The sequence below is a fragment of the Myxococcus guangdongensis genome, from assembly GCF_024198255.1.
GTDB lineage: Bacteria > Myxococcota > Myxococcia > Myxococcales > Myxococcaceae > Myxococcus > Myxococcus guangdongensis.
The window spans coordinates 1088857-1100734 of the sequence record NZ_JAJVKW010000001.1; the positions used below are offsets into that span (position 1 = coordinate 1088857).

Sequence of the window (11878 nt, forward strand, 5' to 3'; positions counted from 1 at the left end):
GCCTCGCGCGTCGCTCGGGTGCGCCATGAAACGTTTCCTGCCGCGCTATCGCCGGTGGAGCCGCCGGCTCAAGAGCCTCATCGGCCAGCTCCACCTGGACGCGGACGCCAACCGCATCGTCCGCAGGACGGACTTCGCCCACTGCCCCAAGCCCGTGCTGCTGCTCTACGGCTTCTTCAGCACCCGGCGGGTGTTCGAGGTGCTCGAGCAGCGGCTGCGGCGCGAGGGCTACGCGGTGTGGTCCATCCACCTGGGCGGCGCGTTGGACCGCTTCAACACGCACGGCATCGACGCGCTGGCCGAGAAGGTGCGCGAGAAGGTGGAGCGCATGTACGCGCGCTACCCGCACATGGGGCCCTTGAGCATCATCGGCCACTCGAAGGGTGGCCTCATCGGCACGTACTACGTGAAGCGCCTGGGCGGAGACCAACGGGTGCGCAACCTCGTGACGTTGGGCACGCCGCACCAGGGCTGCCCGCTGGCGTACCTGGGCTGCGCGACGCTCGGCTGGTTCAGCCGCAGCATGTGGCAGCTGACGCCCGTGTCCCCCTTTCTGCGCCAGCTCGCCATGGGCGCGTTCCCCCGGAACGTGCGGGTGACGTCGCTCTACTCGCCCACGGACGAGGTGACGCCGTGGGCCTCCGCGCGACTGAAGGTCGATGGGCAACCCAACGTCTTCAACCACGAGCTGCCCGACGCGGGCCACGGGGAGCTGCTCACCCGCAAGTCCGTCTACCAGGTCATCCGCCGCGAGCTGGCGGCGGGATATGGCGAGCACGCTCCGACGCTGCGCGCGCTGCCACCCTCCGCCTCTTGAGGTAGAGAGGGGGACATGCCCTCGCGGTGGGACCATCTCTTCGACCTGAAGCCCGTCACCCTCCTGGAGCACCTGGTGGAGGAGGTGGCGAAGCTGCTCGCGCAGGACCTGCGAAGCTGGCCGCCGCCGGTGCAGGAGGTGGACCTGGACACCGGAGGCCACTTCGCGCCCCTGTTCACCGAGCCCCGCCCGCGCCCCTCTCCCGCCGTCTACACGGAGGCCCTGCGGCTGACGCGCTGGGAGCTGTCCCACGAGACGGACGCGTATGACGACTACATGCGCCACCAGCGCTACCTGGAGCGCGGCCTGGGCCCCGACGACAGGCTGGCCCTGCTGTTCCTCTCGCGCTGGCTGACGGAGCAGATGCACGGGCTGGGCGAGGCCACCGAGGGACGGGTGAAGCGCAAGCACATGCACGAGTGCCTGGACCGGCTGGAGCGCAAGCTGCGCCTCCAGCAGCCCTCGGCCTGAGCAGGCCGGACCCGAGGTGGAGGGAACTTTCCGTCATCTCGGCACCCGGGCGAGCCCCTGCTTGGGGCACGAACGAGAACGAGGGCGGGCGGGCCTTGTCAGCGCGCGGGCGGTGCCATAAGCCCGAGACATGTCGCCGCACCCCGTGGAATCTCCTCCGACGCCCATCGTCGACCGCCGCAACCGCCTGTGGGTGCTGGGGGCCCTGTGGCTCGTGGTGGCCCTGGTGCTGGTGACGTTCCGCTCGGTGGTGATGCCCTTCGCGGGCGCGGCGCTCATCGCCTACCTGGTGCAGCCGCTGGTGGCGCGAATCACGCGGGTGAAGGTGGCCGGGCGGCAGGTGCCGCACTGGGTGGCCATCCTGCTCATCTACGCGGGCTTCTTCGTCGGCGTGTACCTGTTCTTCGTCGCGCTGGTGCCCCAGCTGTACCGGGAGATGGCGCGCGTGAGCCGGGACCTGATGGCGCTCGCCAACACGCTGACGCCCGAGCAGGTGCAGGTGCTCGCGCAGCGCGCGGAGACGTGGCTGAGCGCGCAGGGCATCCCCGTGGCGCTGTCCAACCGCGCGCTGGAGGGCGCGGACGCGGCGGGCGCCGGGCACTTCAGCCTGGCGTTGGATTTGGAGCAGCTGATGGGGGACGCGGTGAAGCGCGTGGCGTCCCTGGTGCAGGAGAACCTGGGCGACATCGTCAACGTGTCGCGCAGCATCGTCGCCAGCGTGGCCGCGGGCGTCTTCATGCTGTTCTTCATCCTGATGGTGGCGGCCTTCTTCTCCATCGACGGGCAGGCCATCCGCCGCTACTGCGGCACGCTGGTGCCCCCCGAGTACGCGCAGGACGCGCGGCAGCTCGCCGAGCGCCTGGACCGCTCGCTGTCCGGCGTGGTGCGCGGGCAGGTCACCATCTGCGTCGTCAACGGCGCGCTGACCTTCGTGGGGCTCTTGCTCTTCGGCGTGAAGTTCGCGTTCCTGCTGGCGACCATCGCCACGTTCTTCAGCCTCATCCCCATCTTCGGCACCATCCTGAGCTCGGTGCCCATCGTCCTCATCGCGCTGGCGGACGGCTTCCAGAAGGGCGTGGCCATCCTGCTGTGGATCATCGGCATCCACGCAGTGGAGGCGTACTTCCTCAACCCCAAAATCATGGGTCAGGCCGCGCGCATCCACCCGGTCATCGTGGCCTTCTCGCTCATCGCGGGCGAGCGGCTCTTCGGCCTCATCGGCGCGCTCTTCGCGGTGCCCATCACCGCCATCCTCGTGGCGTGCTTCGACTACGCCCGCCTCAAGGCGCAGCCCCAGGCCGTGGTGACGCTGCCGGGCGCCGAGCCCCAGCCGGTCATCGCCACCGGCCAGCAGACGCCCGCGGCCTGAGGAGGCACGGCCTCACTGGCAGGCGGCGGCGCAGCGGTCTCCGCGGCAGATGGGCATGCAGCGACCGCAGTCGATGGAGCCCTCGGGACAGCCGCTGGTGCAGCTCACGCCGCGGCAGTTGGGCCCCTCGTCCGCGTGCGTGACGGCCGTTCCCAGCCCGCAGCACGCGTCCGCGACGCAATCGTCATCTGAGTAACAGGTGCGGCTGGACAGCACGGGGGGCGTGTCCAGCGGTGGCCCCAGGGGGTCCACGTCGCATCCCACGGTTCCGAGTGTCACCCCCACGAGGAGGGGAAGCAGGCGGACGAGCATGGGACCCAACATGGGGCCTCCCCGGGCCAATGGCTACCTCTAGCGGTTCATCGAGCCGAGGAAGTCCGCGTTCGTCGCCGTCGGACGCATGTGCTTGAGCACGAACTCCATCGCGTCGATGGGGGTGAACGGGTGCAGCACCTGGCGCAGCGCGGTGATGCGGACCAAATCACCCGGCCCCAGCAGCAGCTCCTCCTTGCGCGTGCCGGACTTGTTGATATCCAGCGTGGGGAAGATGCGCTTCTCCATCAGCTTGCGGTCCAGGACGATTTCGGAGTTACCCGTGCCCTTGAACTCCTCGAAGATGACCTCGTCCATGCGGCTGCCGGTGTCGATGAGCGCGGTGCCGATGATGGTCAGCGAGCCGCCCTCCTCGATGTTGCGCGCGGCGCCGAAGAAGCGCTTGGGCTTGTGGAGCGCGTTGGCGTCCACGCCGCCGGACAGAATCTTTCCGGACGCGGGCACCACCGTGTTGTAGGCGCGCGCCAGACGGGTGATCGAGTCCAGCAGGATGCAGACGTCGTACTTCTGTTCGACCAGGCGCTTGGCCTTGTCGATGACCATCTCCGCCACCTGCACGTGGCGCGTGGCGGGCTCGTCGAAGGTGGAGGAGACCACCTCGCCGCGCACGCTGCGCTCCATGTCCGTCACTTCCTCCGGGCGCTCGTCCACGAGCAGCACGATGAGGTAGACGTCCGGGTGGTTGCGGCTGATGGCGTGCGCGATGTTCTGCAAGAGCACCGTCTTGCCGGCCTTCGGCGGCGCCACGATGAGGCAGCGCTGGCCCAGGCCGATGGGGCAGAACATGTCGATGATGCGCGTGGTCATCTCCGACGACTCGTGCTCGAGCTTGAGCTTGCGCGTCGGATACAGCGGCGTGAGGTTGTCGAACAGGATGCGCTCGCGCGCCGCGTCCGACATCGGGTCCGTGAAGTTGACCTTGTCCACCTTCTGGAGCGCGAAGAAGCGCTCGCCCTCGCGGGGCTGGCGGATGGGGCCCGTCACCGTGTCGCCGGGCCGCAGGTTGAAGCGGCGCACCTGCGACGGGGACACGTAGATGTCGTCCGGGCTGGGCTGGTAGTCGCTGTCCGCGCTGCGCAGGAAGCCGAAGCCGTCGCTGAGCAGCTCCATCACGCCCTCGGCGTGGACCTCGAAGCGCTTGTCCGCGATGCCACCCAGCAGCGCGAAGATGAGGTCCTGCTTCTTCAGACCCTGGTAGTTCTCGATGCCCACGTCGTGGGCCATCCGGGACAGGTCCGTGATCTTCATCCGCTTCAGGTCATTGAGCTTGATGACCTGCATGGGAGCGCCGTCGCGGCTGACCTCCGTGATGGTCGGGGCCTCGGGGGGCTCCGGCGGGGGCGGCAGCGTGGCCGCGGGGGACTCCTCCTCACCGGAGATGCGAGCCTCCTGGAGGTCGTCGTCGCGGACCGGACGGGAGATCGGCGTCAGCACCGGGCGGGGCGGCTCGGCGCTCACCTCGGCGGAGTCGCTCTCCACCTCCGGGTTCGTGTCCTCGTCGCGGCGAGGGGCGCGGCGCGAACGGGACGGCTTCTCGGCTTCCTCCCTGTCGGCGGTCTTCGCCGCCGCGCGCTTGCGACGGGGCTTGTCGTCGGCCTCGACGGGAACAGCGACGTCGGCGGCCTTCTCTCTCGAAGTACGGGCTTTGCGCATGGCTGGGAACGCTTGGGGAATGGTGGGGTGCCCGAGGACTCGGACGCTCGATTGCCGGGGGAGATGTCCGCTCGGCCTCGGAAGCACCTTCTCCAGTGAGGAGCGACCCTTACCGGAATCCCTGGAGGGGACTGCGCGGGCACGGGCCGATTGGTTTTGGGGAAGAGATGGCGCCGTCGAAATTCCTGCGCCAGTGAACCGCCGAGGGACGTTATTGACCCCCTCCAGGCCTGTCAAGGCATCTTGAGGGCCAGCGCGCGGACTCTTCCTGATGAGCAACATGAGCCCGGCGGCGGACAATTCCCACCCGCCACGGGGCGTCGTGGCTCCCCACGCCAGGACCCGACGGGTCGCTTCGCTTGGGGTGGGCCCTCGTGGGCGGAACCGTGAGCCCCGGCCCCGCCCCGCACGACAGACACCGCGCCAGCGCGCCGCACCGTCGGCATGAGCAGGGGCCTACGTGGCGGGGCGTGTGGACGGCGCACGCGCGGGACATGGCGGGAGGGAGTCGACGCGATGTCGGGGTGTCGCTCTAGATTGCGCGCCATGGACACGCCCTCACGCGGGGGCGTTTTGGGGTAAGGACCGCCCACCGTGGACGACTTCAAGAAAGCCGAAGCCCGAGCCCGCGAGCTCCGTCGTGAGCTGGCCCACCACAACCACCGCTACTACGTGCTCGACTCGCCGGAGATCAGCGACATCCAGTACGACACGCTGATGCGTGAGCTGCAGGGGTTGGAGGAGAAGCACCCCACCCTGCAGACGCCGGACTCGCCCACCCAGCGCGTGGGCGGCAAGGCGGCCGACGAGTTCGGTCAGGTGGTCCACCGCGTCCCCATGCTGTCGCTCGCCAACCTCTTCGAGGACGAGGGGCTGGTGGAGTTCGACGAGCGCATCCGCAAGATGCTCGGCATCCCCGCCGTCAATTACGTGTGCGAGCCCAAGCTGGACGGGCTCGCGATCGCGCTGCGCTTCGAGAAGGGCATCTTCGTGCAGGGCGCCACCCGCGGCGACGGCACCACGGGCGAGGACGTGACGGGCAACCTGCGCACCATCCGAAGCCTGCCCATGGAGCTGTTCCCCGAGGACGGGGTGAAGGTGCCCGAGCTCCTGGAGGTGCGCGGCGAGGTCTTCATCCGCAAGGCGGACTTCCAGAAGCTCAACGAGAAGCGCGAGGAGGAGGGCGAGCCGCTCTTCGCCAATCCGCGCAACGCGGCCGCCGGCAGCCTGCGCCAGCTGGATCCGAAGGAGACCGCGCAGCGTCCGCTCTCCGTCTACCTCTACGAGTGTGTCCCCACCGAGGGCGTGCCCGCCTTCAAGACGCACATCGAGAAGCTCGAGTACCTGAAGTCGCTGGGCCTGCCCATCAACCGCTACGTGCGCGCGGCGGGCATCGACGGGGTGCGCGCCGCCTATGACGCCTCACTGAAGGGCCGCCACGAGCTGCCCTTCGAGGTGGACGGCATGGTGGTGAAGGTGGACGACGAGGACCAGCGAAAGCGCCTGGGCCAGGTCTCCAAGAGCCCGCGCTGGGCGGTGGCGTACAAGTTCCCGCCCGAGGAGGAGTCCACGCTGGTGCAGGACATCGGCATCCAGGTGGGCCGCACCGGCGCCCTCACGCCCGTGGCGCACCTGAAGCCCGTGAAGGTGGGCGGCGTCACCGTGGCGCGCGCCACGCTGCACAACGAGGACGAGCTGCGGCGCAAGGACGTGCGCAAGGGCGACACCGTCTTCGTGCGCCGCGCGGGGGACGTGATTCCGGAAATCGTCTCCACGGTGCTCTCCAAGCGCCCCGAGGACTCCAAGCCCTTCGAGTTCCCCAAGCACTGCCCGGTGTGCGGCGCGGTGGCGGTGAAGGACGAGGACGGCGCCGTCATCCGGTGCACCGGCGCGTCCTGCCCCGCGCAGCTGGTGGAGAAGATCCGCCACTTCGCCAGCCGCATCGCCATGGACATCGAGGGCCTGGGCGACAAGCTGGCCGCGCAGCTGGTGGCCACCGGCACCGTGAAGACGTTCGCGGACCTGTACGCGCTCACCAAGCAGAAGCTGATGACGCTCGAGCGCATGGGCGACAAGAGCGCGGAGAACCTGCTCGCGTCCATCGAGCACTCCAAGACGACCACCCAGCGCCGCTTCCTCTACGCGCTGGGCATCCGACACGTGGGGGACGCCACCGCCAAGGCGCTCGCCGAGGCCTTCCCCAAGGTGCAGGGGCTCTTCGACGCGTCGCTGGAGGACGTCTCACGCGTCAAGGATGTCGGCGCGGTCATGGCGCAGGTCATCCACACCTTCTTCCAGGAGCCCCAGAACCGGGAGGCCATCCTCGCGCTGCTCAACGCCGGTGTCGCACCCGCCCCGCCCCAGGTGGCCACGGGAGGCCCGTTCATTGGTAAGACGGTGGTGCTCACCGGCTCGATGACGGGTATGACGCGGGAGCAGGCGAAGGAGGAGGTGGAGCGGCGGGGTGGGAAGGTCGCGGGAAGTGTCTCGCGCAAGACCGATTTCGTGGTGGCCGGCGACGATGCGGGCAGCAAGCTGAAGAAGGCCCAGGAACTCGGGGTAAGAATCCTGGATGAGGAAGCGTTCCTCGGGCTGTTGCGAGCGGACGCCTAGAGGGTGAGGCATTCGGTTCATGAGCGGTTCCAGGCGGGTGGCCCTGCGCATCCAGGGCAAGGTGCAGGGCGTCTTCTTCCGGGAGAGCGCCCGGGTGGAGGCCACGCGCCTGGGGTTGTCGGGCTGGGTGAGGAACCGCTCGGAGGGCTCGGTGGAGGCGGTGGCGGAAGGAGAGCCTGAGATGCTGGAGGAGTTCATCCGGTGGTGTCACCGAGGTCCCGAGCAGGCGCGCGTCGACGGCGTCCAGCGCACGGACGGCGAGGCCACCGGCGAGTACCGTCACTTCATCGTGGAGCGCACATCATGACGCCCTACGCGCTGGCATCCCTGCCGGCCATGCTGGGCATCCGGGCCGGGTCCAAGGTCTCCGTCATCAACCCGCCGCGCGGCTTCGTGCAGAAGCTCAATCCGCTGCCGGACGGGGTGGAGTTCCTCATCACCGCGCAGACGGGCCTGGATGTCATCCTCTTCTTCTCCCAGGACGCGACGGAGCTGGTGCAGCGGCTGCCCGCCCTGGCGCGCGCCATGGCCCTCACCGGGGGCATCTGGGTCTGCTGGCCCGGCGGCGAGGGCGTCAAGACGACCCTCTCCGAGGACTTCGTGCGTCAGGCGGCGCTCGACATCGGCCTGGTGGACAACAAAATCTGCATCATCGACTCCACCTGGACGGGCCTGAGGCTGGTCCGCAGGCCCCGCGGGCGGCTGGACAAGCCCGAGGGCCGCAAGCAGGCCCCCGCCCAGGCCTGAGACCTGCCAGGGAGGCACCCGGCATCTGCCCGACAGTGGATGGATGCCGTTTCTCGGCTTTACACGTGTGCCGAGGGCGTGAAAAACTCCCCGTGTTTCTGGGCGCTTGTGTGACGCTCCGCATTGGCGAAGGTCACGCCCAGTCTTGAATTTTTGACGGGTTGCGTTCCCGGATACCTCCGGGCGCGTCGGCTGCGCCGGGGCTCCAAGTCGCCCCCCCAAGGTGACCCACTGCAGGGCACCGACCGGGTGTGGAAGGAAGGAGCGGGCGGCACGCGCGTGGTGGAGGACCTCGAACGCGGTTGAAGACAAGGCTCCGCCCGGCAGGGTGCCGGTGGCAAAGCGGAGCAATTGAACTCGGAGGAGCAGGCGGTGGTCCCCTTGGCCCTCGACAGCGTGACGTGTGCCGTTCCCGGACAGACCGGGGAGGACGTCCTGACTGGAGGGCCTCCGGAGGCCGCCTCTCCTTTCGCAGCGTGCACGCAGGCGCGGCGTCTTGCCGCCTCCCGTCCGGTGAGGTCCGCCCTACCGCGCGCGCGTCCAGGATTCGTCCATGAGCAGCATCCTCGTCATCAACGCCGCGGGTCGGGAGACTCGCGTGGCGCTCGTCGAGAACGGGCACATCGCGGAGTTCTATCTCGAGCGTAAGAAGGACAAGGGCGTCGTCGGCAACATCTACAAAGGCCGTGTGGTCCGGGTGCTGCCCGGCATGCAGGCGGCCTTCGTGGACATCGGCCTGGAGAAGGCCGCGTTCCTCTACGTCAGCGACGTCGTCTACGACCCGGACTTCGCCCGGGCGCAGTTCGAGCTGACCGAGGGCGAGCACGAGGACGCGCCCGACGTCCCCACCGAGTCCGAGGCCGAGGCCGCCGAGGCCGCCGCCCGGAACGGGGGTCCGCAGCACCACCACCCCGTGGAGCACGCGGCGGAGGCGGAGGTCGAGGAGCCGTCAGCCGAGGCCCACGCGCACCTCGAGGGCCTGCCGAAGGACACCCGCCTGGAGCTGGCGGCGAACGCGCCGTCGGTGGAAGTCACGTCCGGGACGGAGTCCGCCGAGGCCGCGCAGCCGACGTCCGAGGCCGCCCCGTCCGAGACCGAGCCGTCCGTGACGGTGGTGGCCAGCGAGGTGTCGGTGTCCGTGGAGGGCGCGACGGCCTCGGTGGAGACGGCGTCCGTGGCGGTGACGGTGGTGGAGGTCCCCTCCCCCGCGTCGGAGCCCGCCGTGGCCGAGGCCGCTCCCGAGCCACCGGTGTCCGAGGACGGCGTGGAGGTCGCGCAGCAGCAGCCCGAGCCGCCGCCCGCGTCGGCCACCGCGCTGAGCGAGCTGATTCCGCCGCCGGGCGGTGAGGAGGGCGCGCTGGCCGTGGCCCGTCCCGCCGAGGTCTCCGGTGAGCGCCGCACGCCGCGCGAGGCCCGGGAGGCTCGGGAGCCGCGCGGCCGGGAGAAGGAGAAGGACAAGGGCCGTCACAAGCAGGACGAGAAGCGCCGGGACAAGCGCGACGACGACGGCAACGGCAAGGAGAAGGTCAAGCAGCGCCGGACGGACAAGATCGAGGACTTGCTGAAGGTGGGCCAGGAGGTGGTGGTCCAGATTTCCAAGGACCCCATCGGCACGAAGGGCGCGCGCCTCACCTCGCACATCTCGATTCCCGGCCGTCAGCTGGTGTTCATGCCCACGGTGGACCACGTGGGCATCAGCCGCCGCATCTCCAACGAGAAGGAGCGCCGGCGGCTGCGTGAAATCGTGGACCGGCTGCGTCCGCCCGGCACGGGCTTCATCGTGCGCACGGTGGCGGAGAACGTTCCGCAGGAGAAGCTCGAGAGCGACATCCGGTTCCTCATCGAGGTGTGGAACCAGGTGGTGCGCAAGAACGAGAAGCGGGGCGGCCCCGGTCTGTTGCATCCGGACCTGGACCTCATCCTGCGCGCCACGCGTGACCTGTTCGCGCATGACGTGGAGAAGCTGGTCGTCGACGACCCCGAGGAGTACGAGCGCATCCTGGGCTTCGTCACGGCGCAGGACCCGGCGCTGCGGGACAGGGTGGCGCTGCACGAGGGTGACGACACCGTCTTCGACGCGTACGGCATCGAGCAGGAGCTGCAGCGGGCCACCCAGCGCAAGGTGTGGCTGAAGAGCGGCGGCTACCTCATCATCGATCAGGCCGAGGCGCTCACGGCCATCGACGTCAACTCGGGACGCTACGTCGGCAAGAAGAGCCTCGAGGAGACCATCACCAAGATCAACGTCGAGGCGGCCAAGGAGATTGTGTACCAGCTCCGGCTGCGCAACATCGGCGGCATCATCATCTGCGACTTCATCGACATGGAGAAGGCGCAGAACCGGGACAAGGTCTTCAAGGCGCTGCAGGAGGCGCTGGGGCGCGACAAGGCGAAGACGAACGTGCTGCGCATCTCCGAGCTGGGCCTCGTGGAGATGACGCGCAAGCGCGTGCGCGAGTCCATCGGCCGGGTGCTGCACGAGGACTGCCCGTACTGCGACGGCAACGGCTTCGTGAAGACGGCGACGACGGTGGCGTACGAGATCTTCCGGGAGATTCGCCGGGAGGCGCCGGGCTACAAGGACTCCACGCTGGTCATCAACTGCAACGCGGAAGTGGCGCGCCTGCTCCAGGGTGAGGAGCGCAACGAGCTGCGGCACCTGATGGACCGCTACAACAAGTCCATCCAGGTCAAGGCGCAGCAGAACTACCACCGCGAGCAGTACGACATCTACGGACGCTCGGCGACGGGCCCCGAGCACAAGGTGGCCTCGTCCCCGGGTTCGGGTGACGGCGAGCTGGCGATGCAGCAGCGCAAGCCGGACAGCGGTGGCTTCGGGCGGCAGGACCAGAATCGCCGGGGCGGTGGTGGGGGCGGAAGGGACCGCGATAGGGACCGGGGTGGCAGCGGCGGTGGTGGTGGTAGCGGCGGCGGAGACCGGCGCGATGACCGCCGTGACGGCCGTCGTCCGGACCGTGGCGGAGACCGCCCGCGTGGTGAGCGCGGGGACCGAGGCGGCGAGCGTGCCGACCGTGGCGGTGAGCGCGGTGAGCGTGGGGACCGAGGCGGCGAGCGCGGTGAGCGTGCCGACCGTGGCGGTGAGCGTGGGGACCGAGGCGGCGAGCGCGGCGAGCGTGCCGACCGTGGCGGTGAGCGCGGGGACCGAAGCGGTGAGCGCGGTGAGCGTGCCGACCGAGGCGGTGAGCGCGGGGACCGAGGCGGCGAGCGCGGTGAGCGTGCCGACCGTGGCGGTGAGCGTGGTGGCGAACGCGGCGAACGTGGTGAGCGCGGTGACCGGGGCGAGCGCGGTGACCGGGGCGGAGACCGTCCGCGCGGTGACCGGGGCGGCGAGCGCGGTGACCGAGGCGGTGAGCGCGGCGAGCGCGGTGGCAGCCAGGGCGCATCGGGAGGCAACGGCGGCGAGGGCAGCGGTGGCTCGACGCCTCCAGCATCAGGCCAGGGTGGCTCGGAGCCGTCGGGCGGTAGCACCACCTGATTCCGCGAGGTGAGGTGGGGCGGCGTCTCGACGACCGCCCTTCTCACCCCGGCATCAGCCCTCCCATGGAAGCCAGGTGGAGTGGGCTCCGTAGCGGCCCACTTCCCCACCATCGGGGTTGGAACAGCAGCATCCTTTCGTCGGCGACACGGACTGGAGCAGCCCTTTCACGGATGCAAAGTGGAATGGGCGCGGGGCCAGGTCCGCGCCTCTGTCCGAGGGCTCAGCCATCTGGCTCGGCGTCGCCCGAATCCTCAGCCAGGAGCCAGAAGCAGCGCGCTCGTGGGCGCGGGTGCCATCGAATCGCGCACAACGTCCCGTGTCGGGTGCCGCGCGCCTCCTCCACCGCTCAATGGGGAGGCCTGCTTCGAGCCTCACA

Annotated in this window: 9 protein-coding genes; 7 read left to right on the forward strand and 2 right to left on the reverse strand. The window is 69.5% G+C overall.

Annotated elements, in window-relative coordinates; translation table 11 throughout:
* Positions 1–25 precede the first annotated feature (25 nt).
* The 3 genes from LXT21_RS04405 to LXT21_RS04415 all read left to right on the forward strand — a co-directional run bounded on the left by LXT21_RS04405 (position 26) and on the right by LXT21_RS04415 (position 2657).
* Positions 26–817: a lipase family alpha/beta hydrolase gene (locus tag LXT21_RS04405; protein ID WP_254036820.1), complete on the forward strand. Its 792-nt coding sequence runs from the start codon at positions 26–28 to the stop codon at positions 815–817.
* A gap of 15 nt (positions 818–832) precedes the next feature.
* A complete protein-coding gene (locus LXT21_RS04410) occupies positions 833–1288 on the forward strand; it encodes a hypothetical protein (protein ID WP_254036821.1) in 456 nt (151 codons plus the stop codon).
* Positions 1289–1418: 130 nt separating this feature from the next.
* The gene (locus LXT21_RS04415; protein ID WP_254036822.1) at positions 1419–2657 is read left to right on the forward strand and encodes an AI-2E family transporter; all 1239 of its coding nucleotides are present in this window, start codon (positions 1419–1421) and stop codon (positions 2655–2657) included.
* 12 nt (positions 2658–2669) lie between these two features.
* Here LXT21_RS04415 and LXT21_RS04420 read toward each other — a convergent pair whose 3' ends face one another.
* Complete coding sequence (locus LXT21_RS04420; RefSeq protein WP_254036823.1) at positions 2670–2981, reverse strand: hypothetical protein; 312 nt, start codon at positions 2979–2981, stop codon at positions 2670–2672.
* A gap of 27 nt (positions 2982–3008) precedes the next feature.
* Positions 3009–4643 carry a transcription termination factor Rho gene (gene rho, locus LXT21_RS04425; protein WP_254036824.1) on the reverse strand — a complete coding sequence of 545 codons (1635 nt, stop codon included), beginning with the start codon at positions 4641–4643 and terminating at the stop codon, positions 3009–3011.
* Positions 4644–5237: 594 nt separating this feature from the next.
* Here rho and ligA point away from each other — a divergent pair.
* The 4 genes from ligA (at position 5238) to LXT21_RS04445 (ending at position 11499) form a co-directional block, all read left to right on the forward strand.
* Positions 5238–7256, forward strand: a complete 2019-nt coding sequence (gene ligA, locus LXT21_RS04430) for an NAD-dependent DNA ligase LigA (protein ID WP_254036825.1) — start codon at positions 5238–5240, stop codon at positions 7254–7256.
* Positions 7257–7275: 19 nt separating this feature from the next.
* On the forward strand, positions 7276–7563 hold the full coding sequence (locus tag LXT21_RS04435) for an acylphosphatase (RefSeq protein ID WP_254036826.1): 288 nt from the start codon (positions 7276–7278) through the stop codon (positions 7561–7563).
* On the forward strand, positions 7560–8003 hold the full coding sequence (locus LXT21_RS04440) for a DUF3052 family protein (RefSeq protein ID WP_254036827.1): 444 nt from the start codon (positions 7560–7562) through the stop codon (positions 8001–8003). The genes LXT21_RS04435 and LXT21_RS04440 overlap by 4 nt, the downstream gene beginning before the upstream one ends.
* A gap of 553 nt (positions 8004–8556) precedes the next feature.
* The gene (locus LXT21_RS04445) at positions 8557–11499 is read left to right on the forward strand and encodes an Rne/Rng family ribonuclease (protein WP_254036828.1); all 2943 of its coding nucleotides are present in this window, start codon (positions 8557–8559) and stop codon (positions 11497–11499) included.
* The last annotated feature ends 379 nt before the right edge of the window (positions 11500–11878 follow it).

Coding starts and splice junctions, on each gene's coding strand:
- LXT21_RS04405 (WP_254036820.1), top strand. CDS start 26: ATGAAACGTTTCCTGCCGCGCTATCGCCGGTGGAGCCGCCGGCTCAAG.
- LXT21_RS04410 (WP_254036821.1), top strand. CDS start 833: ATGCCCTCGCGGTGGGACCATCTCTTCGACCTGAAGCCCGTCACCCTC.
- LXT21_RS04415 (WP_254036822.1), top strand. CDS start 1,419: ATGTCGCCGCACCCCGTGGAATCTCCTCCGACGCCCATCGTCGACCGC.
- LXT21_RS04420 (WP_254036823.1), bottom strand. CDS start 2,981: ATGTTGGGTCCCATGCTCGTCCGCCTGCTTCCCCTCCTCGTGGGGGTG.
- rho (WP_254036824.1), bottom strand. CDS start 4,643: ATGCGCAAAGCCCGTACTTCGAGAGAGAAGGCCGCCGACGTCGCTGTT.
- LXT21_RS04435 (WP_254036826.1), top strand. CDS start 7,276: ATGAGCGGTTCCAGGCGGGTGGCCCTGCGCATCCAGGGCAAGGTGCAG.
- LXT21_RS04440 (WP_254036827.1), top strand. CDS start 7,560: ATGACGCCCTACGCGCTGGCATCCCTGCCGGCCATGCTGGGCATCCGG.
- LXT21_RS04445 (WP_254036828.1), top strand. CDS start 8,557: ATGAGCAGCATCCTCGTCATCAACGCCGCGGGTCGGGAGACTCGCGTG.